Raw genomic sequence first — 22,257 nt, 5'->3', positions numbered from 1 at the left:
CGCGCCTCAGCGCGCGCCGGCATCGCCGCGTCGGCGGCACTTGTCGGCATACATCGAACGATCGGCCTCGGCGATCATCTGGTCGAGCGTGGTCTGGCCGCCGCCGGCCGCGCAGGCCGTGCCGATGCTGAACTGCGGCGCGGCGCCGTGCGCGGGCGCGGACATGCGCGCGCGCAACGCCTCCACGTCCGGCGCCTCGCCCGCGGCCAGCACCACGAATTCGTCGCCGCCGATGCGCGCCAGCAGGTCGTCCTCGCGGAAGGCGCGGCCCAGCAGGCCGGCGGCGGCGCGGATCAGCGCGTCCCCGGCGGCGTGGCCGGCGGCGTCGTTGGCGCGCTTGAGCCCGTCCAGGTCGATGTAGATCAGGCAGCAGGGCTCGCCGCGCGCGCGCAGCGCCGCAAAGGCGCGCTCGCCGTGCTCGAAGAATCCGCGCCGGTTGAGCAGGCCGGTGAGCTCGTCGGTCTGCGAAAGCCGCTGCACCGCCTCCTGCGCGCGGCGGCGCTCGGAGATCTCGGCGTGCAGCTGGTGCGTGCGCTCCTCGACCCGGCGCTCGAGTTCCGAATAGACCTGCACGTTTTCCATCGCCACCGAGGCCGAATCGGCCAGCGCGCGCAGCAGGTGCACTTCCTGCTCGGTGGCGCGGTGCGGCTGCGCCCAGTAGTTGCCGATCGCGCCGATCGGATCGCGGGTGCGGATCGGCACCATCACCAGGCTTTTGACGAAGGTGGGCCGATACGCTTCGTGCGGGACGCGCGGGTCGAGGTAGATGTCCTCGATCACCGTCGCGCTGCGGTTGAGCATGGCCCAGCCGCTGATGCAGATCGACAGCGGGAAGCGCTGGCCCTTCCACAAGGGCTCGATGGCGTCCTCGTCGGCGTAGTAGCACTTGTCGCCGTCGCGCAGCACGAAGGTGGCGCCGTCGGCGCCGGTGAGCGCGCGCGCGGTGCGGCGCACGACGTCGGTCACCGCGTCCAGATCGCGGGCCAGCGACAGCTCCTGCACCGCATCCACCAGTCGCTCGAGACCCTGCTGGTAGGTCATGGATCCGGGTATCCGCCGAAGGCTTGGCGGCATCCTAGCGCAATCGTGCGACGCCATCGCGCCGCGGCCGTCCGAGGCCGCGCCCGGCCGCCGTTCATTTGGCCAGCAGCAGGTTGGCCGGCGAATACTGGTCGGTCAGCGGGCGGACGTCGGTGACCCGGGCCGCCGGCTTCAGGGCCGAGAGCAGATAGTCCGCGTCCAGGTCGAACTGCCTCAGCTGCGGCGCCACCAGGCGCGCGTTGTCGCGCATGCGCGCCGCCGCAGGCAGGCCGTCGCGGCCGGCGAGGATGATGCGGTTGGGGCTTTGCGGCGGCTGCACCGTCATCACCGCGCCGAACACCGACTGGTAGGTGGCCAGCTCGTAGCGCCGCAGCGGGCCGTTGGAGAAGGTGTTGGCGGCGACGATGCCGCCGGGATTGAGCACGTCGCGGATCTCGGCCATGAACTCGCGCGTGAGCAGGTGCTCGGGGATGTAGCGCACGTCGAAGGCGTCGACCATCACCAAGTCGTAGTGGACGCCCAGGCGGCGCTGCTTGCGCACGAAGACGCGGGCGTCGTTGACGTAGACCCTGGACAGCCGGTCCTCGCGGAAGCCGAAATGCTCCTTGGCCACCTTCACCACCGCCGGATCCAGCTCGACCGAATCCACCTGGATCGCCGGGTCGAAGGCGCGCAGCGCCATCGGCATCGTGCCGACCCCGAGGCCGAGCACAAGCACCCGGCGCGGCGCCGGCACCGCGAAGAAGCTGGCGAAATAGCTGCGCGAATACAGCAGGGTGAGCCGCTTGGGATCGGCCAGGTAGATGCAGCCCTGGCGCCCGTCGCGCACCCCGAAGGTCATGCAGCGATAGCCTTCGCCCTCCTCCACCAGGATGTTGCGATAGACCGATTTCTCGCGGTAGATCTCTCGATGCATGTTGAAGGCCGCGGCCTGTCCGGCGCACAGCAGCAGGACCACTGTCGCCGCCCACGCCCTAGCGCGCATGGCGTCCGCGTCCGAACACGCACAGCGCCAGCCCGATCAGGAAGGAGATCGCGATCAGGCCGATGATGATCGTGTTCACCTCGAACAGCAGCACCAGGTAGAACGAGGTGAGGATGGTGCCGCCGGCCGATCCCAGGGTGGAGGCGAAGTACAGCCGTCCCGCGGAACGGCCGGAGCCGCGCAGGTCGTCGATCAGCAGGCGCACCGCGTAGGGCGAGACCATGCCCGAGAGCAGGGTCGGCGCGCCGAACAGCAGCAGCGAGCCCAGCAGCGAGCCGTAGCGCGGATCGTCGATGGCGAAGGCGATGGCTTCCAGCAGGCGGTCGCCGCCGCCGACGATCGGCCATGCCAGCAGGGCTTCGCCCATCAGCAGGATGCCCAGCCGCGCCATCGAGGGCGAACGCAGCGACATCTGCCCGCCGATCAGATAGCCCACCGCCAGGCAGGCCATGAACACGGCGATCAGCGCGCCCCAGACGAACACCGAACTGCCGAAGTAGGGCGCGAGCAGGCGGCCGCCGAGCAGTTCCACGCCCATGACGAAGAAGCCGCTCCAGCCGGCGGCGACGTAGATGCACGGATTGCGCCAGCGCGGCGCCTTGCCGCCTGCGGGCGCGGCCGCCTCCGATTCCGAAACGGTCGAACGGCGATGGTCGTCCATGAACTCCGGTATCCCTTCCCCTTCCCGCCGGATCATAGCGTGCGGGTCTGGCCACCGTCGACGTCGAGGATGGCGCCCTGCACGTAGCTGGCCGCCGGGGACAGCAGGAACGCGACCACGGCGGCGATCTCCTCGGGCGTGCCGAAGCGGGCCACGCGCAGCTGCGCGGCCAGGGCCTGCGCGGCCTGTTCGGCGCTCAGGCCGCGCTCGGCGGCGAGCGCGTCGATGCGCTTGCGGTTGCGCTCGGTGGCGGTGCTGCCGGGATTGACCGCGTTCACGCGCACGCCCTCGCCCACGCCGCGGTCGGCCAGCGCCTTGGTCAGGTTGAGCAGCGCGGCGTTGACCGTGCCGCCGATGGCGAACTCGGCGCTGCCGGTGCGTCCGCCGATGCCGGCGATGTTGACGATGCCGCCGCGCGTGGCGACCAGGTGCGGCCAGGCGGCGCGGCACAGCCGCATCGCGCCGAAGAATTTCAGCGCGAAGCCCTCGTCCCAGTCGGCGTCGCTGAAGCCGAGGAAATCCCCGCGCGGGGTGGCGCCGGCGTTGTTGACCAGGGCATCGATGCGGCCGAAGCGCGCCAGCGCGGCATCGACCAGCGCCCCGGCCGCGCCGCGATCGCGCAGATCGCAGGCCAGGTACGCCGAGGGCGTGGGCAGCGCCGCCACCAGCGCCTGCAGGGCCGACGCATCGCGCGCCGCGGCCAGCACCGCGTAGCCGTCAGCGGCCAGGCGCCGCGCGATCGCCGCGCCGATGCCGCGGCTGGCGCCGGTGACGATCGCCACGGGCGCGCCGGCGGCGTCCATCAGCCCGCCTTGGCGTTGAGCGAATAGGTGCCGTAGGTGGCGGCCTCGGCCAGCACGTGGCCGTGCAGCGCGCGCTGCACGTCGGCGGCGGTGAAGCCGTCCGGCAGTTCGAGGCGCTCGACGTCGAGCGCGAACAGGCGGAAGAAATAGCGATGCACGCGCAGGTCGTTGGGCGGCGGATACGGACCGTCGTAGCCGCGATAGTCGCCGCCCAGGTCGGCATCGCCGGCGAACCAGCCGGTGTAGTCGTTGCGTCCCTGGCGCGCGCCGGCCGGGCCCGGCGGCTGCGTCTTGCCGCGCCTGGTCACGCCGTCGCTGCAGGCGCCCTCGTCGATCCCGCCGACGTCGGCCGGAATGTCGACCATCGCCCAGTGCGCGAACTGCCCGCGCGGATGCTCGAGCGCAATCTCCACGCCCGCCTTGCCCGCCAGCGCCGGATCGGTGGGCGCGTCCGGGTCCAGGCACAGCAGCGCGAAGGAGCGCGTGCCCGCCGGCGCGCCGTCCCAGGACAGCTGCGGGTTGCGGTTGCCGCCGAACCCCTCGGGCGCGCCGAGCGCGTAGGTCGCGGCGATCGGGCCGCCGTGTTCGAAACTCTGGCTGTGGATGCGCATGCCGGGCTCCCGCGTTTTCGCGATGCGTGGGTCAGGTTGGATCAGAGGTCTGGATCAGGTGTCGGAATATCCCAGGCGCCGCGCCACCGGCGCCAGCGTGGCGAACGGCTGCGCCAGCGCCTGCGCGTATTCGCGCCAGCGGCCGGATGCGAAGCGCGGCGCGCCGAACAGGCCCGCCGGCGGTTCCGGCAGCGGCGACTGCAGCACCTCGCCCAGCGCCTGCGCCACGGCCGCCTCGTCGTTGACGATGGCGTCCATGCGCAGCAGCGTGCGCGGCAGCAGGTCGTTCTCCTCGATCGCGGCGATCTGCTCCAGGTAGCGCGCCATCCACGTCGCCGCCGCCTCGGCGGACTCGAAGCGGAAGGGCGCGCCGAACACCAGCCAGTCGAGCAGCATGTCGCGCGGATCGCGCAGCGCCACGATCAGCTGCGCCTGCGGGATGTGGCCGCGCAGCACCGCGAGCAGGGCGTTGTCCCACCACGGCAGCCAGTCGATGACCTGGGCGTTGGGCAGGCCGCGCGCGGGCAGCTGCGCGTACCAGCTGCGCGCCACGGCCTCGGGCGTCACCTGGCCTTCGACCAGGCGCACGGCGGTGTTGAGCCGCTGCAGTTCGTCGCGCGGCGGTTCGCCCTGGAAGCGGTCGCCGCGGAAGGCCGGCAGGCAACCGGCGAGCAAGGTGGCCACGCGCTCCACCGATGCGCCGGGCGCGCCGATCAGGAACGCCACCGGCGGCGTGTCCGCGGCGACGGCGGCAGGCGCCGGCAGCGGCGCGTCGGCGGTCGCGGCCGGCGCCGGCGGCGGCATGCGCTGCTGTCCGGTTTCGGCCTGCAGCGCCAGCCAGGTCTGCACCGCCTTGTCGCGATAGCCGGCGCTGTCCTGGGCGATGCCGAGCCAGCCGCGGTACAGGCGCTGGATGTCGGCGTCCTCGCTCCTGGCGATCGCGTCGTTGAGATGGGCGACCGCCATCCTCGCGTCGCTGCGCAACAGGCCGTCGACCAGGCAGCGATGCGCGGGCGGGTAGTCCGGCGCCTGTTCCAGGATCCGCCGCGCGGCGGCTTCAGCCAGCGCCCTGTCGCCGCGCGCGAGGTAGACGTGCATCTGCACGTCCAGCGCCGCCAGCGCGTCGGGCGCCGCGGCGAGCCAGCGATCCAGCACCGCCATCACCTCCTCGCCGTCGACCGCCTCGATCGCCACGCGCGCGCGCCACAATCCTTCGGCCTGCGGCGAGGTCGCCAGCGCGGCATCGAGCGTGCGCCGCGCGTCGTCGCGGTCGCCGCTGCGCTGCCACAGCTCGAGCATGCCCGCCAGCGCCAGCGGATCCTCCGGCTGCGCCGCCAGCGCCGCGCGCAGCAGCGGCAGCGCGCGCTCGGGACGGCCGGCGGCCAGTTCCAGCTGGCCGCCCAGGCGCTGCAGCGCCGGCGCGGCATCGGCGGCCGCCAGCAGCGGGGCGAGCGTGTCGGCCGCGTCGTCGAAGCGGCCCTGGCGGCGCTGCAGGTCGGCGATCAGCGCACGCAGGTTGTCGCCGTCGCTCGACTGCCCGAGCACGCTGTTGAAGGCGTGCTCGGCGAAGGCCAGGTGGCCCTTCTGCAGATAGGCGAAACCGAGCACGTAGCGGATCTGGGCATCCTCCGGCGCCTGCCGCGACGCGCTGGAGAGCAGCGAGATGGCGCTGTCGGCCTCGCCGCGCTGCAGCGCCAGCGTGCCCTCGAGCATGCGCAGCCAGGGATGGCCGGGCGCGATGCGCGCGGCGAGCTTGCTCAGCCGCTGGCATTCCTCGAGATCGCCGCGCGCCACGGCCAGCTGCGCCTGCAGGACGTAGGCGCCGAACTGGTTGGGATCGAGCTGCACGCTCTGCGACAGCGCCGCCTGCGCGGCCTCGACCTCGCGCTTGCCGAGCAGGTAGCCGGCACGGTGGAAATGCAGGTCGGCGTCCTCGGGCGCCAGCGCGATGGCGCGGTCGATGCTGGCCAGCGCGGCGTCGTGGTCGCCGGCGGCCTCCTGCGCCATCGCCAGCCAGCGGTGCGGCTGCGCCTGTCCCGGCGTGGCGGCGACGGCCTCCCGGGCCATCGCCAGCGCCTGGTCGTGGGCGCCGCGGCGCAGGGCGTCGAAGATCTGCTCTTGCATGGTATCGGCGAATGCGGGGCCAGGGCCCGGAACCGCATAGTCTAGCCGCGCGCGCCGGCCTCGCCCGGGTCCGGCGTCGCAGTCAGGCGCTCGGCCACCCAGCGCTCGGCGAAACCGTCCATGCGCAGGTTCTCCAGGAAGCCGCAGTGGCCGCCCCAGCGGGCGATCTCCACCCGCGTTCCCGGCGCCGCGCTCAGCGCGTGGAAGTCCTCCACCGGAATCACCGGATCGTCGGCGGCGGTGAGGATGTCGGCCGGCACGTCGAGCGCCGCCAGCCGCTCGCCGGCGACGCTGTAGCCGTCGAAATAGTTGTCGAGGGTGCCGAAGTCGGTATGACGCTGCACCAGCCACTGCGTCAGCTCGCGCATGCGCAGGCGCAGCGTGGCGTCGTCGAAGTCGTGCTGCTGCGGGAACAGCGCGCGCTTGCGCTGCAGCGACTCGCGCCACTTCTTCTCGAAGTGGCGCAGGTAGATCGGCGGCGCGCGCTCTTCCATCCAGGTCATGGTCTTGGCCGGATCGAGCACCGGACACACCGAGGCCACCCGCGCCAGCGGCAGGCCGGCGGCGCTGGCGCGCGCGGCCAGACGCAGCGCGAAGTTGCCGCCCAGCGAATAGCCGGCCGCCACCAGCGGACGCTGCGCGCCGGCCTCGGGCCAGAAGCGGCGCGCGATGTCGCAGGCCGCGTGCACCACCTCGTCGATGCGATTGGAATGGAAAATCGCCTCGTTGAGGTGATGGCTGTCGCCGTGGTCGCGGAAATTCAGGCGGAACACGTCGTAGCCGCGGCGCAGCAGGTGCGCGGCGGTCAGGCGCATGTAGCTCGATTCGGTGCTGCCCTCCCAGCCGTGCAGCAGCAGCGCCAGGCCGCGCGGCAGCAGGTCGGGCAGCGTGCTGTACAGGCCGTGCAGGCGCACGCCCTCGCCGCCGTCGACCAGGTATTCCTGCGTGAGCGCGCCCAGGCGCGCCAGCAGGCGCGCGCCGCGCGCGCGCCGGAACGGGCTGCCGCCCAGCAGCGACTGCACGTGGCTGTTGCGCAGCCACAGCGGCGGGCGATAGTCAGAAGCGGCGAGCATGCCTGCTCCCGCATGCCGCGCGCGGCGCTGTTCGCGCGTTGGAGGCGTTCGTCGCCATGCGGCGTTCGTGCGCGCGGCGGACGCCTTGCGCGCGCCGGCTAGCCACGCGTCCCCTCGTCCATCGCCGCGACGATGCGCTCGCGCGCGAGCTCGGCGATGCGGCGGCGTCCGCCGGGACCGTCGGGCGCGACCGGCTCGAGGAAGATCACCTCGACCTCGCGCGAAGGCTCGCCGATCAGGCGCACGAAATTGGCGAAGAAGCTTTCCTTCGGGCCGAAGGCGACGATGCGCTGCGCGCAGGCGTGCTTGCCGTAGCACAGCGCCACCGGCTGCACCGGCACCCCGGCCTCCACCGCCGCCAGGAAGATGCGCGCGTGGAACGGCCCGACCGCGCCGCCGTCGCGGGTGCGCCCTTCCGGGAACACGCCCACCGAGCGGCCGGCGCGCAGCCGCGCCTGCATCTCGTCCATCACCCCGCCCAGCGATTCGGGATTGCCGCGCTCGTGGTAGATGGTTTCCCCGCGCGTGGCCAGCCAGCCCACCAGCGGCCAGCCGGCGATCTCGCGCTTGGCGACGAAGCCCATCATGCGCTGGCTGTGCAGGGTGACGATGTCGACCCAGCTGACGTGGTTGGCCACGAACAGCGTCGCACCCGGCACCGGCGCGCCGACGCGGCGCAGGCGGAAGCCGAACACGCGCAGCAGCCCCGCCGACCAGGCGCGGATGACGCGATGGTCCAGCCGCGTGCCGCCGATCCTCCACGCGCACCACGGCGGCGCCATCAGGATCAGCGCCACCGGCAGATCGACGAGGATGTGCCACAGCAGGAACGGGACGCGGAGGAGGTAACGCAGAGCGCGCACGGAAGCTCGGGGGAATGGGGGGCGGTACAGGCCGCCACGATACCGAACGGGGTTAGAGTCCCGCTACAGGACCGCGCAGGACGCCCCGTCGGCGGTCAGCGCCTGGGCACCACGGCCAGCGTCAGGCGCGAGATGCAGACCAGGCGTCCGCGCTCGTCCTCGATGCGGATCTCCCAGACCTGCGTGCTGCGGCCCACGTGCAGCGGCCGGGCGGTGCCGGTCACCGTGCCTTCGCGCACGCCCTGCACGTGGTTGGCGTTGATCTCGATGCCCACGCACAGCGCATCCTCGCCCACGCACAGGTTGCCGGCGGTGCTGCCCAGGGTCTCGGCCAGCAGCACCGAGGCGCCGCCGTGCAGCAAGCCGTAGGGCTGGTGGGTGCGCGCGTCCACCGGCATGGTGCCGCGCACGTAGTCGGGGCCGATCTCGGTGATGACGATGCCCAGCGACTGCAGGGCGGTATTGCGGCCGGAGGCGTTCAACGCCTCCGGCGAAATATCGGTACGGAAGATGCTGCCGGTCATGGACGGTGTGCCGCGGGGGGAGCATGGCAGCCTAGCAGGTCGCTCCGCGGCGAGAGGCGCGGCGCGCTCAGCAGAACTCGAAGCGCGCGCTGCCCCACTGGCTGGCATAGCGGCGAGCGCTGGCATAGCCGCTGCTGCCGCCATAACGGATACCGAAGTAGCCGATGCCGAAATCGCGCGGGCGGCTGTCGCGGCGGATGCCGGCGGCCTGCGGTTCGCTGCGGGCGGGAGCGGACGGGGGCGTGGCGGTGCGGGCGGCGGTGTTCATGGCGGACTCCGGAAGGCGGACGGTGGGATCAGCAGAATTCGAAGCGGGTGTTGCCCCAGTTGCTGGCGTAGCGGCGGCCCTGGGCGTAGCCGCTGCTGCGGCCGTAGCCGATGCCGAAATCGCGGGGACGGCTGTCGCGGCGGAATTCGGGGGCCGGGACGAGCGCGGCCTGGCGGGCGACCTTGGCGGCGGGGGCGGCTTGGCGGATGCGAAGGTTCATGGCAGGCTCCTGAAGTGTTGGTGTGAGGTGGTGTGCTGGTAAAGTATAACACCAGGAGACGCCCGACATGGGCCAAAAGTCACCCCTCCAATGGCATGGCCACAAGCCTTTGTTTTTATTGGGATTGCCCGCGAAAGGGGCTTACAGGATCGGGGCCAGGCCGGCGCCGAAGGCGGTGAAGATGCGCGTGAGCAGGCTCTTCAGGCCCATGTGGACCTCGGGAAAATCGCCCACCGGCTCGTAGCAGCGCCGGAAATTGGGATCGTTGGGCGGCAGCGGCATCGGGCAGTCCGGCCCGGGCTTGAATTCGTAGCTGGTGGCGTAGCGCACCGGCCAGAAATCGAACAGCGGCAGGTGCTCGGAGACCTTGGCCAGCGAATACTCCAGCCCGGAGAACAGCACCGGCTTGTCGCGCCGGGCGATGGTCCAGGCGTTGGCCGGCGCGATGTCGCGGCGGATGCTGGCCGCCAGCGCCTGGGCGAAGGCCGGATCGGCGATCACCACCGCGCTCTCGGTGTTGTAACGGTCCCCGCGCGGATCGAAGTTGTGGGTGCCCACCACGCCCACCCGCTCGTCGATCACCATCGACTTGGCGTGCAGCCCGAAGCGCATGCCGCCGCGCTTGAGCCGGACCGGCTTGTTGGCCGAGAACCCGGCCCAGCGCAGCGCCGAGTACTCGCGCCCGAGCGGACGCGCATGCTCGGGCCTGGCGTCCTTGCCCGCCGGCGCGGCGGCCGTCTCCGCGGGCGCGCTTTCGCTGATCACCGGCGTCCCGTCGGCCTGCCAGCGGATGTCGACCGCGCCGGTGGCCTCCATGTCGAAGGGCGCGTCCTGCGGGAACGGCTTGTATTCGTGGATCTCGAAGCCGAAATCGCGCAGGTAGCGGCGCTTGTACTTGTAGGACAGGGCGTAGGCGATGAAGGCGTCGGTGGCGGCCAGGCTGTTGGTGGAGATGACGATGCGCGGACGCGGCTTGCGCGCGCGCAGCTGGCGGAACAGGTCCTGCGCCGGCGGCGAGAGCACCAGGTAGGGCGTCTGCAGCAGCACTTCCGATTGCGCCGAGGCCACCAGCTCGCGCAGCCGCCCGGCCGCCGGCGCCACCTCGTCCTCGTTGCGGCGGCGGTGCTTGCGCGGCAGGTCGGCGATGAACTCCACCTCGCCCACCGCGATGGCCGCATCGGCCAGGCGCTGGCGCACCAGCGCCTGGTCGCCGGCATCGCGCGCCATGCGCTGCGCGCGCGCGGGCAGTTCGTAGTCGTTGGCCGGCAGCGCCGGCACGCCGTGGCGCAGGATGCGCTTGCCCACGTCCACCAGCTCGGCGATGCGGCGGGTGCGGCGCGCGTTCCAGAACGCCTCGAAGCTGGCGCTCATCTCGGTGGTGACCGGGCCGGCCACCAGCACGTCGCGGTCGCGGAAGTTGTAGACGCCACTCCAGTCGTAGTAGTCGTTCTGGTAGTTGCGCCCGCCGGTGATGCCGACCATGCCGTCGATCAGCAGCAGCTTGTTGTGCATGCGCTGGTTGAGCTTGCGCCAGCAGCAGGCCGCGGCCAGGCCGTACATCGGGTAGTTGATGCGCCCGCGCCCGAGCACCGGGTTGTAGACGCGCAGCTCGAAGTCGGCGTGCACGCCGGCCAGCGCCGCCAGCGTGTCCACGCGCCTGAGCGCGGAGAGCTGGTCGATCAGCACGCGCACCCGCACCCCGCGCCGGGCCGCGGCGAGCAGTTCGTCGAGCACCAGATGGCCGGCATCGTCCTCGTCGAAGATGTAGGTCTGCAGGTCGATGCTGCGGGTGGCGCTGCGGATCAGGTTCAGCCGCGCCACCAGCGCGTCCTGGCCGTAGTCGAGCAGCAGCGCGTAGTGCCGGGGCGCGTCCGGCACGCTCTCGCCGTAGGCGCGCGTGCCCAGTTCGCGCAGCGGCGAGGGCTGGGCACAGGTGCCCGCCGGTTCCTGGCAGCTGATCTGGGTGGAGCGCGCGGCCTCGGCGATGCGCAGCGCCTGGTCGCGTTGCACCGGCGACAGGCTCGCGCACGAGGCGCAGCCCAGCGCCAGCAGCAGCGTCAGCCAGCGGCCGGCCGCTGCGATCCGCTCACCCAACATGCTGCCCTCCATGGCACCTCCCGGGATCGAACGCCCGGCGGGCGCCGTGCCGGCCCCCGCCCTCTCCATGCGCGCCGCCGCTCATGACTCGGGCAGCGTGCGCACGCGCAGTCGGAACACCACCCGGCCGGACAGCGCGAAGCGCCAGCGGTCGACGCCGTAATCGTTGCGGTCGATGCTGCCGCGCGCGATCACGTCGCACTCCCGCGCCGGCTTCGGGCAGGCGGCCTGCTCGACCTCGAAGGTCTCGGTGCGGCGCATGCCGCGGATGCGCAGCGCGCCCGGCAGCGCCCCGCCCTCGCGCATCAGCCGCGCCGGGAACGGCTCGGAGACGAACTCGATCGTCGGGAAATGCTCGGCGTCGAAGAAGCCGCGGCCGCGGGTGAGCTTGGTGTAGGTCTTGTTGCCGACGATCTCCACATCGCGCGTGGACAGCTCCAGCCGCACCTGCTGGCGGCCGTCGGGCAGCACCGCGATCTCGCCCTTGTAGTGCGGGAAGCGTCCCTCCAGCACCTGTCCCCAGCGCGTGCGCAGGGTGAAGCCGATGTCCGACTTGGCGGTGTCGATGGCCGCCGCCGTCGCCGGCGGCGCCGCCAGCGCGCCCAGCAGGCAGGGCAGGACCGCCAGCGCCCGCAGCGCATGCGCGCGCTTCCCGGCGCCATGCGGCCGGGAAGCCGTCAGCGGCGCGTTCATGGCCACCAGAAAGCGGAGAGCGTGGCGATCCCTGGCTCGATTTCGGCTTCCGCGGGCAGCGTCAGCACCACGATGCCCGCCGGCGGCATGCCGCGGTAGTCGCCCGACTGGCCGCTGTGCATCAGCGCGGCGAGGCGTTCCAGCCCCGGGTTGTGGCCGACCAGCATCAGCCGGTCGACGTCGCGATGGGCATCGGCCAGCGCCGCCAGGGCGCCGGAGGAGGCCTCGTAGATGTCCTGTTCCAGGCGCTGGTCGACGTAGCCGATCACCGCCAGCACCGCTTCCAGCGTCTCGCGCGTGCGCCGCGAGGGCGAGCACAGCGCGCGGTCGGGAACCAGCTTGCGTTCGTGCAGCCAGCGCCCGGCCGCCTCCGCCTCCGCCATCCCTTCCACCGACAGCGGCCGGTCGAGGTCGGTCTGTCCCGGGGCGACCGGTTCGGCGTGGGCGTGGCGGAGCAGGATGAGTTCGCGCATGAAGGATTCAGGTCGGTGGCTGGGGGGTCGGGACCGCGCGCGGTCGTCCGCCGTGTGAGCTGCCTGGGCGCGCGCTCCGTGCGTGCCCGCGGCGGCATTCTAGAACGGCGCGCGCATCGCGTGCGTCGTCATTTCTTCAGCCAGCGCAGCAGCGGCTGCCAGTCTTCCTGGTGGTCGCGCACCTGCGCGGACTGGTAATCGAACAGGCTCTTGCCCAGCCCGGTCAGCATCACGTAGGCCTGGCTGTCGCGCAGCTGCGCCACCACCGGATAGGGCCATTGCTTGAGCAGGTCGAGCGCCTGCTGCGAGGCGTTGGTCCAGGGCTTGAGGCGGTTGCCGACCAGGCCGACACGCAGCTGGCCCTTGCGCACGCGCGGGTGCTTGGCCAGCGAATTGAGGAAATGGACCGTGGCGTCCATGTCGAGCACCGAGGGCTGCACCGGCACCACCACGGCGTCGGCGGCCTCCAGGTGCGAGTCCAGGTCGTCGCGCATGGCCCCGGCCGCGGCGTCGATGACCAGGCGCTGCGCGTCTTCGGGGACCGCCTTGTGCCAGCTGCGGCGGGTGCCGTCGATCGGCAGCACGGCGCTCTGCAGTCCGGCGCGCCGCTCGGCCCAGCGCGTGGAGGAGGCCTGCGGATCGGCGTCCACCAGCACCGTGCTCAGCCCCGACAGGGCCGACTGCGCCGCCAGATGGGTGGCGATGGTGGTCTTGCCGACCCCGCCCTTGGAGCTGGCCACCAGCACCGTCTTCATGCGTACCCCCCGACCTCAAAGGAAACGAACCCGGAGCGTACCAGAGGTGTCGCGGCAGGCGTGCGGCGGGGGCGCAGCGGCCGCCCCGGGCCGCCGCGATGCGAGTTCTGCGGCCCTGGCGGGAGGGTGCTCCGCCAGGGCGCGCCTGCGCGGCGGGACCGGATCGGCTGTTCGGCTCAGCTCTCGCCCAGCTGCGTCAGCAGCCGCGGACCGGTACCGGCCAGCGTGACCGCCCCGGTCGGCGAGGCGTCGGGGCCGCTCGCGGCCTGGTGGGATTCCCACGGGATCGCCTGCCGCGGCCCGGGAATGTACAGATCCCACTTGCCGTAGGGCGTCGGCTTGCTCTCGCCCAGCGAGAAATCCACCGGGAAGCGCACCGTCCATGAGGACTGGTCCGCGACCGGGCCCTGCGCGGGCACCGTGAACTTCCACTTCTTCGCCGCCGCCAGCGTCGCCTCGGACAGCATCCTGCGCGCGGCGTCCATCGAGGCCTGGTCGCGGTAGAACTTCAGGTTCACCTGCTCGGCCACCGCATCCTCGACCTTGCCGTCCCGGCCGACCCGCATCACCAGGTACACCACGCCCACGTAGCCGCTGCGGATGGCGTTGGGCGGGTATTTGGGCGGCGTGATCGACTTGCCGATCACATCCTGGCCGGAAGCCGGGTCCAGGCTGGCGAAATGCGCACTGCGGATCTCCAGGCGCAGGTTCTGCTCGTCGATCGCCCGCATCGCCAGGCGCAGGTACATCTTGGCCCGCACCCGTGCCGGCTTGCCGTCCACCAGCACCGGCTCGAAGCGCCACTTGGGCACGTGCTGCCCGACCAGGTCCGTGGCCGCCTGGGTCAGCGCCTCCGGCTTGTCGAGCCGGTACTCGGCCACGCCGCCGTCGGGCGCGATGTCCACCGTCCCGGTGACCACCGTGCTCAGTTCGGCGTTCTTGAGAATCGTCGCCCGGCTGGCCGCGCCCGCGGCGAAGGCCAGCGGCAACAGGGCGAGCAGGATCCACAGGTGCTTGCGCATAATCTCCTCCCTAAGTTTTTCCCCGAAAACGGCGCGACTATACTCCCGCTTCGGGGGCACCCGGAGCATGGCCGGCCTTGCGGGCGTCGACAGCAATGCAGCGCACGCAAACCGCGCCGCCAGGCGCCTTCGGACATAAGCGGGCACCATGAACTCTCCACGGGCGGAGCTGCGAAACGAACTGACCGCCAAGCTGTTGCCGGCTTTGCGGGCGCGCGGCTTCGCCGGCGCGGACCAAATCGGCGGGAACCGCATCTTTCACGACTTCAGGCGTCCCCACGGCACGGCCACGCACGTCATTATCCTGCAGCTGGAGAAGCTGGGACTGCCGCGTTTCATGCTCAACCTCGCAATAGAGCCGGCCGGCGGGTTTTCCGAGATCATCGAAAGCGGCGGCACCATCGTCCAGGGCCGTGTCCATCCCATATCCCGCATCAGGTTCAAGGAGAGTCTGTCCTTGCGGCAAAGACTCTTCGGGGAGATTTACGACACGCCTGTCAGCGCCGTCGATCACTGCCTGGAAATGCTGCCCGAGATCGACGCCTGGTGGAACGATCAGCGCGCGAGCGCAAATATTTCCGTCCATGAGACGCGGTATCCGGGGCGCGCATCCGGTATGGCGCCTGATCCCACGCGTAGATGAAAAGACGGCCGCCGTCGTCGTTGCCGGCGGCGGCAGAGACCCGGCCCCGCGCGCGATTGGCGACGCCCCACCGCGGCACCGCCATGCGCGGGGTCGTCTCCAGGACGCCCGGCCGCTTCCGGCGCCCGAGCGAGAACCGTCCGCCAGCCCCGCCTTCTGCTATCGTCCCCGCGCTTCCAGGACCACGATCGCCCCGCCCGCCCCATGAGCGAACTGCAGGACCTCGCCGCGCTGATCCGCGCCGGCACGCCGTTGATCGTGATCGAGACGCCCGACGAGGCGCGGGTGGTCGACCTGTTCCGGCAGTCGCTGCTGCACGTGTGGCGGGCGCTGTACCGCTGGTCGATCACCGAGGGGCTGCGCCGCATCGACCTGGACGGCGAGGACCCGCCGGACACGGCGCCCGATGCCGGCGCCACGCTGTCGGCGATCCGCAACGCCACCCAGCGCGGGGTCTACCTGCTGCTGGATTTCCACCCCTACCTCGGCTATGCCGGCACCCAGCGCCAGCTGCGCGAGATCCTGCAGCGACGCGACTGCATGCCGCACTGCGTGGTGCTGGTCGGGCAGAAGATCGAGCTGCCGGCCGAGCTGGAAACGCTGGCCACGCGCTTCGCGCCGCGCCTGCCCGACGCCAACGCGCTGCTGAAGATGGTGCAGGACGAGGCGCGCGGCTACGCCGCCGAGAACGGCGGCAAGCGGGTGGAGGTGGACGCCGAGGCGGTGAAGCAGATCGTGCGCAACCTGCAGGGCTTGAGCCTGACCGACGCGCGCCGCATCGCCCGCCAGCTGATCTTCCGCGACGGAGTGCTCAACGCCGGCGACCTGCCGGAGCTGTCCAAGCTGAAGTTCGAGCTGCTCAACCGCAGCGGCCACCTGCACTACGAGTTCGACACCGCGCGTTTCGCCGACGTGGCCGGCGCGCGGCGCCTGAAGCGCTGGATCGAGCAGCGCCGCAAGGTGTTCGTGGAAGGCAACGCGCCGCCCGGGCTCGATCCTCCCAAGGGCGTGCTGCTGCTCGGCGTGCAGGGCTGCGGCAAATCGCTGCTGGCCAAGGCGGTGGCCGGCGGCTTCGGCGTGCCGCTGGTGCGGCTGGATTTCGGCACGCTGTACGACAAGTACCACGGCGAGACCGAGCGCAACCTGCGCCAGGCGCTGGCCTCCACCGAGCAGCTGGCGCCATGCGTGCTGTGGATCGACGAGATCGAGAAGGGGCTGGCCGGCGACGGGGGCGACAGCGACGGCGGCGTGTCGCGCCGCGTGCTCGGCTATCTGCTCACCTGGATGGCCGAGCGCAGGTCGCAGGTGTTCCTGGTGGCCACCGCCAACCAGGTGCAGGAACTGCAGCCGGAGCTGCTGCGCAAGGGCCGCTTCGACGAGATCTTCTTCGTCGACCTGCCGGACGCGGCCGCGCGCGAGGAAATCTTCGCCCTGCACCTGCGCCGACGCGCGCTGGCGCCGGAAGACTTCGACCTGCCGGCGCTGGCGCAGGCGGCCGAGGGCTTCTCCGGCGCGGAGATCGAGCAGGCCATCGTGGCCGCGCTGTACGCCGCGCACGCGGCCTCGGCGCCGCTGAGCGAATTCCAGCTGCGCGCCGAACTCAAGCAGGCACGGCCGCTGTCGGTGCTGATGGCCGAGCAGGTGCGGGCGCTGCGCGAATGGGCGCGCGAGCGTACGGTGCCGGCGGACTAGGGCGATCCCCGCGGCCGCCGCCCCATGCCTGCGCGGGCGGAGCGCCGACGGAATCCGATCGGCAACGCAAGGCACCGGTTTCCCGCTTGCGCGGGAAACGACCAGCCTGGCTAGCGCCTCGGGCGGCGAGGCGGCTGCCAGTCGGCCGGCGGCTGCAGGGGGATGTTCGCCTCCTTCAGCACGCGCGCGATCAGGTCGATCTCGGTGTGCACCGAGGCGTCCGCCAGCAGCCGCGCCAGCTGCGCCGCGCCCTCGTCCGGCTGCGCGCGCACCGCCTGTCCCCACTGCACCATCTGCCAGTCGACGCCGCGCCGCGCCTCGGCGGCCGCGGCGCGCGCGGTGTCGTCCTGTGCCGTGTCCACGCGCAGCGCGCTGCCGACCGCGCGCCCGACGGCCGTATCGGAGGCGCCGGCGAGCACGTCGGCGGCGTGCCGGCAGTCGGCCGCGCGCGTGGGCGTGGCATTCAGCGCCGCGCCGCGGCAGGCGTCGACCAGGGCCTGGAAGCGCGGTCGCGCGATGTCGCCCCACAGGCCCATCGCGGCGTTCATCGCGAAGCTGCCGCGCTCGGCCGGGGAATCGAACATCGCCGCGGCCTCCTCCTCGTCGGGTGGCGTCTGGGCATAGACGCGGGCGAACCAGCGCACGGTCTCCAGGTAGTGCAGGTCGAAGCGCTTGCGCTCGCGCAGCGCCGCCAGCAAGGCATCGCCCGACAGGTCCTCTTGGAACAAGGGCGCGGCGTTGTCCGGCTCGGCCGTCGCCCAATGCGTCGCGGCCTCGCGGCGCAGCTGGCCGCCGGCGCCGAGCAGCAGCAGGTCGGTGAGCAGGTCGCGGCCCGGCGCCGCGGCGGCGCGGCGGCGCCAGGCCTGCGCGTCGTCGTCCTCGGCGATGGCCTGCGACGGCTCGTCCGTCTGCGGCGCGTCGCCCTGCGCCTCGCCCTGCGCGAACCTGCCGCGCAGCGCCGCCGCCAGCGCCAGCTCGCGCGCGCTGCCGCCGGCGGCCAGCTGCGCCGACAGGCGCTGGTGATAGCGCGCCGCGGCGGCGAGGCCGGCCTCGTCCTGGTCCTGCGCCTCGAAATCGGGCATCTGCGCCAACGATGTGCCCGCGGCGATCAGCAGGCACGCGGCGGTGCCGGACCTCCATAGAAGAGCTTTCAGCGACATGCGAACTCCACCCTGTTCCGGAATGGCGCCATCCTACGCCAGCGCCTCAATACCCGGCGGCCTGCCCGTCCTTGCGCGATTCGCTGGCGCCGATGTAGCCGCCCTGCGGATTGACCATGATCGCCTGGTAGCCGCCGTAGGGGCCGTCGGCGAAGCGCACGCTATGGCCCATGCGCATCAGCGCGCGCACCGTCTCGTAGGGGTAGCCGGTTTCCAGGTCGACCTCGCCGCCGTCGCGCATGGCCGTATTCTGTCCGGTCGGTTCGACGTCGCCGTCGTGCTGGATGCGCGGCGCATCGCCCGCCTCCTGCAGGTTCATGCCGAAGTCGATCAGGTTCATCAGGATCTGCACGTGGCCCTGCGGCTGCATCGCTCCGCCCATCACGCCGAAGGACAGCCACGGTTTCCCGTCCTTGGTGACGAAGGCGGGAATGATGGTGTGGAAGGGCCGCTTGCCCGGCGCATAGCTGTTGGGGTGTCCTTCCTTCAGCACGAACATCTCGCCACGATCCTGGAAGACGAAGCCCAATCCCGGCGGCGCCATGCCGCTGCCCATGCCGCGATAGTTGGACTGGATCAGCGAGACCATCATGCCGTCGGCGTCGGCGGTGGTGAGATAGATGGTGTCGCCCTGATCGAGCTGCGCGGGTACGCCGGGCGCCACCACGCGTGCGGCCTTCTCCAGCGAGATCGCCTTGCCGCGCTCGGCCGCATAGGCCTTGGAAACGAGCTTGGCCACTGGCGTCCTGTAGAAATCCGGATCGGCGTAGAGCGCGGCGCGATCGGCGAAGGCGAGCTTCTTGGCCTCCACGAACAGGTGCACGTGCTCGGCACTGCCGAAGCCGTAGCGCTTGAGGTCGTAGGGTTCCAGCAGGTTGAGCATCTGCAGCGCGGCGATGCCCTGGCCGTTGGGCGGCAGTTCCCAGACCTGGTAGCCGCGGTAGTCCGTCGCCACCGGCTCGACCCATTCGCCGCGGTGCGACGCCAGGTCCTCGTAGCGCAGGTAACCTTCGTTGGCCTTGAAGTAGGCGTCGATCGCGTGCGCGATCTCGCCCTTGTAGAACGCGTCGCGCCCGCCGTCGGCGATCTTCTGCAGGGTGTCGGCGAGGTTGGGGTTCCTCCAGGTCTCGCCCGTGCGCGGCGCGCGGCCATCGAGCGTGAACTGCTCCTTGAACCCGGGCCAGGCCGACAGCTTGGGCACCGACAGGCCCCAGTAGTAGGCGATCACTTCGCTCACCGGGAAGCCTTCGCGCGCGTAGCGGATGGCCGGCGCCAGGTTCTCGCGCATCGGGCGGCGGCCGAAGCGCTCGTGCAGCGCGAACCAGGCATCCACCGCGCCCGGCACGCTGACCGGCAGCGGCCCGTGCGGCGGTAATTCGGTCAGGCCGCGCCTGCGCAGCTCGGCCAGGGTGAGCGCGCGCGGCGAGCGGCCGGAGCCGTTGTAGCCGTAGAGCTTGCGCGTCTTCGGGTCCCAGACGATGGCGAACAGGTCGCCGCCGATGCCGTTGCCGGTCGGCTCCATCAGCCCGAGCGCGGCATTGGCGGCGATGGCCGCATCCAGCGCGCTGCCGCCGGCTTTCATCGTGTCGAGCGCCACCTGGGTGGCCAGCGGCTGCGAGGTCGCGGCCATCGCGTGCGGGGCGTACACCTCGCTGCGGGTGGCGAAGGGCCGGCCGGTGACGCGGTCTGCGGCGGCCGCCGACGGGAGGGCGAGCGCCAGCGCCAGGCCGCTGATGAACAACATGCGAATCATGAACGGTCTCCTCGTCCGGCGCCCTGAAGAGGCGTCAGTATTGCCGACTCGGGGTTTTCCCCAGGTGTCGCCGGGATCGCGGCTGCCTACCATCCCGACATGTCCAGGCTTCCGAGCAAGCGCCCATGACTGTTCCCGGCCCCGTCGGCGCGCCTTCTCCCTACCTTCCGGCGCAGTACGACACGCCGAACGTCGGCAGCACGCCGTCGGACGCCTACATCACGCCTGGGCTGGTGCACCTGGAGGAAGGCTGGACGCCGCAGGGCCAGGCGTACACGGGCAACGGCGAACTGCTGACCACCTACTACTACCACGACCGCTTCAATCTCCGCGATCTGCTGTTCGGCAACGTGGACGACAGCCAGTATCTCCCGCCCACCGACATCCCCTACCGGCAGGAGGATCTCACCGAGCGCGGCGTGCTGCTGTCGATCCAGGACACCAGGAACGACACCGAACGCTCGGTCGCCCTGCTCGGCCCGCGCGGCGACAGCGAATTCCTGGCGCCCACGCACGGCGGCGGCGTGGCGACCCATGGCGATACCGTCTATGTCGCCGACACCGACGGCATCTATCTCTACTCGCGCGCGCAGATCGACAACGCGCCGGTGAATCCCGCAACCGGCCGCGCGGAAGTGCGGGCCCTGGACGTGATCCCGCAACCGCAGGCGCCCGAAGGGAGCGACTTCGTCTCCAACGCCAGCTTCATGACCGTGCACGGGGATTACGCCTATGTCGGTACCTACAACAAGGACGCGGACGGCGCCGATACGACCGGCGCGGTCTGGCGCTTCGAGATCGGCGCCGACGGGCGCCTGACCGATCCCTCCGGCCCGATCGCCGCGCCCGACCGCGCGCAGGGCATGACCGTGGTCAACGACGGCCAGGGCCTGCTGTTCAGCACCGGCGACAGGCATCTGGTCTACCAGCCCATCGAAAGCAGTCCGCAGACCTTCACCGCCGACGGCGCGAGTGAGAACATCGACAACGGCAAGCTCGGCAGCTGGGCGCAGGGCATCAACATCGTCGGCGACGAACTGTGGGTGACCTACGAGAACGGGTCGAGCCAATACGACGGCCACGACGGCCCGCAGCGGATCGAACGGATTCCCTTGAGCGAACTGGCGGACTTCCCGGTCGGCACCCAGCCCGACTGATCGCCGGCCGCGTTCGGTGCGTCACAGGCCGAACCAGCGCCACGCCGGCGTTCCCGAGGAATACGTCAGCGTGATCGTTTGTTGCGGCAACAGGGTGTAGGTGCCGTTGCCCAGGTCGTGCAGCACGCTGTTGACGTTGACGCCGTCGATCTTCACGCCCGTGCTTCCCGCCAGGCCGGAGAGGAAGATCATGACCGGGAAGGGATATGGCTGGACGAGTTCCACGTTGCTGGCGGGCACCGCCGGATGCGCTTCGTATTCGGCCGTGGCCAGTGCCAGCGATCCCATGCCCGTCAGCCCGGCGCAATTGAAGCGGCGGCCGGTACGGTAGCGGTTGGCGAGATTGCCCACCCGCATCCGGCGGTTGGCGATGCCGGCGCCGAAGCGGAAGTTGCTGAACTCGATGCCGTTGGTCAGCCCATCCTGATCGAGGACACCATCCTTGAAGCGGTCGATATAGACACGATCGAAGATATTGTTCTGCACCACCTGCCCTTCGTCGGAATTCATCACGATGCCGCTCGACAAATCCTCGATGACGTCGGTGCCGATGATCGAGATGTCCGAGAAACGGTTCCCCGCGAGCGGCGTGTTGAAGGTACCGAGTTCCGGATGGTCCACGTCCTGGTTCCAGAGCAGGATGCCGCGCAGGCCGGCCGCGAAGATCTTGATGCGCGAGAAGCTGTTGCCCACGCATCCCGCGCCCAGCAGCAGCGCCGGGCATTTGTTGCCGGTGGTGTCCTGCGGACCGATGACGATGTCGTCGAAGATGTTGTAGTCGCTGTTCATGTGCGCCCAGAGCCCGGCGCCGCCGACCGAGGCCGAGTGACCATCGATGTAAAGCCCCTGGATGACGTTGAAATTGGACAGGTAGCCGAGGATGAGGCCCGCGCGCCTGCAGTTGCGCGCCTCGAAGTTGGTGATCCGGTTGTAGCAGCTGCCTTCCGAGAGATTGATGCCGCGATGGCCGCAATTGAAGGCGCGACAGCCCAGGATGACCGCCCGGTCGGCGCCGCCGGGGCCGGAAGCAAAACCGTGGTACCCGAAATTCTTCGAGGTGACGTTGCGCACGGTGCAGCCGTCGCCGAGCAGGATCACGCCGGAGCCGCCGATCGCATCGTCGACCTGCGTGCCGTCGATGGTCAGGTCCGACACCGTGGCCTCGTCCAGCAGGTTCAGGGCATTGATGCGCTGCGGCACCCGCAAGGTGCCGCCCTCGCCGATCAGCTCCACCCCCGGGGGCACATTGACGGTGCGCGTGTAGTAGGCCGTCCCCAGCCCCGGCACCGTAACGCGCCTGGCGCCGGAGGCCAGCGCCGCCGCGATCGCCGCGTAGTCGTCGGTCACCCCGTCCATGACTGCGCCGAAGTCGCGGATGCTCACCGTCTCGCGCAACTTGGCCTGCACGGTGCGCGGCACGGCGCCCATGCCGGCCTGCAGGAAGCTGACCTCCTCGGCGGAGATCGTCGTCTGGCTTTGCGCGGCCGGCGGATGGGCGGCGAGCAGCGCGCCGGTCGCGCCCGAAACGCCGATCAGCATTTTCCTGCGGTCTGCATCCATGGCTGGTCTCCTGTCTCCGATGCGGTGGGGTCGCCGGGCATCATGCCGCGCGCCGCACGGAGGCCACGTCATGATCTCG

22 protein-coding genes are annotated in these 22,257 nt (G+C 71.2%); 3 read left to right on the top strand and 19 right to left on the bottom strand.

Annotated features, from left to right (window positions below; all coding sequences use genetic code 11):
* Positions 1-6 precede the first annotated feature (6 nt).
* The 16 genes from MD221_RS15400 to MD221_RS15325 form a co-directional block, all read right to left on the bottom strand.
* Positions 7-1,041, bottom strand: coding sequence for a sensor domain-containing diguanylate cyclase (locus MD221_RS15400; RefSeq protein WP_242112807.1), 1,035 nt, complete (start codon positions 1,039-1,041; stop codon positions 7-9).
* Between the two features lie 94 nt (positions 1,042-1,135).
* Positions 1,136-2,026 (bottom strand): spermidine synthase, encoded by an 891-nt coding sequence (locus MD221_RS15395; protein ID WP_242112805.1) that lies wholly within the window; start codon positions 2,024-2,026, stop codon positions 1,136-1,138.
* A complete protein-coding gene (locus tag MD221_RS15390; protein ID WP_242112803.1) occupies positions 2,016-2,687 on the bottom strand; it encodes a fused MFS/spermidine synthase in 672 nt (223 codons plus the stop codon). Before MD221_RS15390 ends, MD221_RS15395 begins: the two co-directional genes overlap by 11 nt.
* A gap of 32 nt (positions 2,688-2,719) precedes the next feature.
* Entirely contained in the window at positions 2,720-3,490 is a 771-nt protein-coding gene (locus tag MD221_RS15385; RefSeq protein WP_242112801.1) for an SDR family oxidoreductase, read from the bottom strand.
* A complete protein-coding gene (locus MD221_RS15380) occupies positions 3,490-4,101 on the bottom strand; it encodes a YbhB/YbcL family Raf kinase inhibitor-like protein (RefSeq protein ID WP_242112799.1) in 612 nt (203 codons plus the stop codon). Before MD221_RS15380 ends, MD221_RS15385 begins: the two co-directional genes overlap by 1 nt.
* A 54-nt stretch (positions 4,102-4,155) precedes the next feature.
* On the bottom strand, positions 4,156-6,225 hold the full coding sequence (locus MD221_RS15375) for a tetratricopeptide repeat protein (protein ID WP_242112798.1): 2,070 nt from the start codon (positions 6,223-6,225) through the stop codon (positions 4,156-4,158).
* Between the two features lie 41 nt (positions 6,226-6,266).
* The gene (locus MD221_RS15370) at positions 6,267-7,298 is read right to left on the bottom strand and encodes a YheT family hydrolase (protein WP_242112797.1); all 1,032 of its coding nucleotides are present in this window, start codon (positions 7,296-7,298) and stop codon (positions 6,267-6,269) included.
* Positions 7,299-7,396: 98 nt separating this feature from the next.
* Positions 7,397-8,161, bottom strand: coding sequence for a lysophospholipid acyltransferase family protein (locus tag MD221_RS15365; protein ID WP_242112796.1), 765 nt, complete (start codon positions 8,159-8,161; stop codon positions 7,397-7,399).
* A 95-nt stretch (positions 8,162-8,256) separates the two neighbouring features.
* A complete protein-coding gene (locus tag MD221_RS15360) occupies positions 8,257-8,685 on the bottom strand; it encodes a hotdog fold thioesterase (protein ID WP_242112795.1) in 429 nt (142 codons plus the stop codon).
* Between the two features lie 67 nt (positions 8,686-8,752).
* A complete protein-coding gene (locus MD221_RS15355) occupies positions 8,753-8,953 on the bottom strand; it encodes a hypothetical protein (protein ID WP_242112794.1) in 201 nt (66 codons plus the stop codon).
* A 28-nt stretch (positions 8,954-8,981) separates the two neighbouring features.
* Complete coding sequence (locus MD221_RS15350; protein WP_242112793.1) at positions 8,982-9,173, bottom strand: hypothetical protein; 192 nt, start codon at positions 9,171-9,173, stop codon at positions 8,982-8,984.
* A gap of 141 nt (positions 9,174-9,314) precedes the next feature.
* The gene (locus tag MD221_RS15345) at positions 9,315-11,270 is read right to left on the bottom strand and encodes a phospholipase D family protein (RefSeq protein WP_242112792.1); all 1,956 of its coding nucleotides are present in this window, start codon (positions 11,268-11,270) and stop codon (positions 9,315-9,317) included.
* A gap of 81 nt (positions 11,271-11,351) precedes the next feature.
* Positions 11,352-11,963 carry a YceI family protein gene (locus MD221_RS15340; protein ID WP_242112790.1) on the bottom strand — a complete coding sequence of 204 codons (612 nt, stop codon included), beginning with the start codon at positions 11,961-11,963 and terminating at the stop codon, positions 11,352-11,354.
* Positions 11,960-12,436: a SixA phosphatase family protein gene (locus tag MD221_RS15335; protein ID WP_242112789.1), complete on the bottom strand. Its 477-nt coding sequence runs from the start codon at positions 12,434-12,436 to the stop codon at positions 11,960-11,962. The genes MD221_RS15340 and MD221_RS15335 overlap by 4 nt, the downstream gene beginning before the upstream one ends.
* Before the next feature lie 128 nt (positions 12,437-12,564).
* The gene (locus MD221_RS15330) at positions 12,565-13,191 is read right to left on the bottom strand and encodes a ParA family protein (RefSeq protein ID WP_242112788.1); all 627 of its coding nucleotides are present in this window, start codon (positions 13,189-13,191) and stop codon (positions 12,565-12,567) included.
* A 176-nt stretch (positions 13,192-13,367) separates the two neighbouring features.
* Positions 13,368-14,213, bottom strand: coding sequence for an energy transducer TonB (locus MD221_RS15325; RefSeq protein ID WP_242112787.1), 846 nt, complete (start codon positions 14,211-14,213; stop codon positions 13,368-13,370).
* A gap of 148 nt (positions 14,214-14,361) precedes the next feature.
* Between MD221_RS15325 and MD221_RS15320 the strand changes: the two genes are divergently transcribed.
* Together MD221_RS15320 and MD221_RS15315 are read left to right on the top strand one after the other, a co-directional pair.
* Positions 14,362-14,856: a hypothetical protein gene (locus MD221_RS15320; protein ID WP_242112786.1), complete on the top strand. Its 495-nt coding sequence runs from the start codon at positions 14,362-14,364 to the stop codon at positions 14,854-14,856.
* Between the two features lie 204 nt (positions 14,857-15,060).
* Positions 15,061-16,548, top strand: a complete 1,488-nt coding sequence (locus tag MD221_RS15315; RefSeq protein WP_242112785.1) for an AAA family ATPase — start codon at positions 15,061-15,063, stop codon at positions 16,546-16,548.
* Positions 16,549-16,658: 110 nt separating this feature from the next.
* On the opposite strand, the gene MD221_RS15310 is transcribed toward MD221_RS15315, so the two are convergent.
* A complete protein-coding gene (locus MD221_RS15310; protein WP_242112784.1) occupies positions 16,659-17,708 on the bottom strand; it encodes a hypothetical protein in 1,050 nt (349 codons plus the stop codon).
* A gap of 46 nt (positions 17,709-17,754) precedes the next feature.
* Complete coding sequence (ggt, locus tag MD221_RS15305; protein ID WP_242112783.1) at positions 17,755-19,461, bottom strand: gamma-glutamyltransferase; 1,707 nt, start codon at positions 19,459-19,461, stop codon at positions 17,755-17,757.
* Between the two features lie 125 nt (positions 19,462-19,586).
* On the opposite strand from ggt, the gene MD221_RS15300 reads away from it, so the two are divergent.
* Positions 19,587-20,618, top strand: a complete 1,032-nt coding sequence (locus tag MD221_RS15300; protein WP_242112781.1) for a hypothetical protein — start codon at positions 19,587-19,589, stop codon at positions 20,616-20,618.
* 21 nt (positions 20,619-20,639) lie between these two features.
* Here the strand turns inward: MD221_RS15300 and MD221_RS15295 are convergent, their stop codons facing one another.
* Positions 20,640-22,178, bottom strand: coding sequence for a right-handed parallel beta-helix repeat-containing protein (locus MD221_RS15295; protein ID WP_242112780.1), 1,539 nt, complete (start codon positions 22,176-22,178; stop codon positions 20,640-20,642).
* Between the last annotated feature and the right edge of the window lie 79 nt (positions 22,179-22,257).

The sequence above is a fragment of the Luteimonas aquatica genome (assembly GCF_022662575.1).
GTDB lineage: Bacteria > Pseudomonadota > Gammaproteobacteria > Xanthomonadales > Xanthomonadaceae > Luteimonas > Luteimonas aquatica.
Note: the sequence above shows the minus strand (reverse complement) of the source record. Positions and strands in the feature narration are given on the sequence as shown.

Excerpts from the sequence above, each read along its gene's own strand:
- MD221_RS15335 (WP_242112789.1), bottom strand. The coding sequence starts at position 12,436 with ATGCGCGAACTCATCCTGCTCCGCCACGCCCACGCCGAACCGGTCGCC.
- MD221_RS15390 (WP_242112803.1), bottom strand. The coding sequence starts at position 2,687 with ATGGACGACCATCGCCGTTCGACCGTTTCGGAATCGGAGGCGGCCGCG.
- MD221_RS15345 (WP_242112792.1), bottom strand. The coding sequence starts at position 11,270 with ATGTTGGGTGAGCGGATCGCAGCGGCCGGCCGCTGGCTGACGCTGCTG.
- MD221_RS15315 (WP_242112785.1), top strand. The coding sequence starts at position 15,061 with ATGAGCGAACTGCAGGACCTCGCCGCGCTGATCCGCGCCGGCACGCCG.
- MD221_RS15385 (WP_242112801.1), bottom strand. The coding sequence starts at position 3,490 with ATGGACGCCGCCGGCGCGCCCGTGGCGATCGTCACCGGCGCCAGCCGC.
- MD221_RS15340 (WP_242112790.1), bottom strand. The coding sequence starts at position 11,963 with ATGAACGCGCCGCTGACGGCTTCCCGGCCGCATGGCGCCGGGAAGCGC.
- MD221_RS15355 (WP_242112794.1), bottom strand. The coding sequence starts at position 8,953 with ATGAACACCGCCGCCCGCACCGCCACGCCCCCGTCCGCTCCCGCCCGC.
- MD221_RS15360 (WP_242112795.1), bottom strand. The coding sequence starts at position 8,685 with ATGACCGGCAGCATCTTCCGTACCGATATTTCGCCGGAGGCGTTGAAC.
- MD221_RS15325 (WP_242112787.1), bottom strand. The coding sequence starts at position 14,213 with ATGCGCAAGCACCTGTGGATCCTGCTCGCCCTGTTGCCGCTGGCCTTC.
- MD221_RS15320 (WP_242112786.1), top strand. The coding sequence starts at position 14,362 with ATGAACTCTCCACGGGCGGAGCTGCGAAACGAACTGACCGCCAAGCTG.
- MD221_RS15310 (WP_242112784.1), bottom strand. The coding sequence starts at position 17,708 with ATGTCGCTGAAAGCTCTTCTATGGAGGTCCGGCACCGCCGCGTGCCTG.
- MD221_RS15350 (WP_242112793.1), bottom strand. The coding sequence starts at position 9,173 with ATGAACCTTCGCATCCGCCAAGCCGCCCCCGCCGCCAAGGTCGCCCGC.
- MD221_RS15375 (WP_242112798.1), bottom strand. The coding sequence starts at position 6,225 with ATGCAAGAGCAGATCTTCGACGCCCTGCGCCGCGGCGCCCACGACCAG.
- MD221_RS15330 (WP_242112788.1), bottom strand. The coding sequence starts at position 13,191 with ATGAAGACGGTGCTGGTGGCCAGCTCCAAGGGCGGGGTCGGCAAGACC.
- MD221_RS15395 (WP_242112805.1), bottom strand. The coding sequence starts at position 2,026 with ATGCGCGCTAGGGCGTGGGCGGCGACAGTGGTCCTGCTGCTGTGCGCC.
- MD221_RS15295 (WP_242112780.1), bottom strand. The coding sequence starts at position 22,178 with ATGGATGCAGACCGCAGGAAAATGCTGATCGGCGTTTCGGGCGCGACC.
- MD221_RS15400 (WP_242112807.1), bottom strand. The coding sequence starts at position 1,041 with ATGACCTACCAGCAGGGTCTCGAGCGACTGGTGGATGCGGTGCAGGAG.
- MD221_RS15370 (WP_242112797.1), bottom strand. The coding sequence starts at position 7,298 with ATGCTCGCCGCTTCTGACTATCGCCCGCCGCTGTGGCTGCGCAACAGC.
- ggt (WP_242112783.1), bottom strand. The coding sequence starts at position 19,461 with ATGATTCGCATGTTGTTCATCAGCGGCCTGGCGCTGGCGCTCGCCCTC.
- MD221_RS15380 (WP_242112799.1), bottom strand. The coding sequence starts at position 4,101 with ATGCGCATCCACAGCCAGAGTTTCGAACACGGCGGCCCGATCGCCGCG.
- MD221_RS15300 (WP_242112781.1), top strand. The coding sequence starts at position 19,587 with ATGACTGTTCCCGGCCCCGTCGGCGCGCCTTCTCCCTACCTTCCGGCG.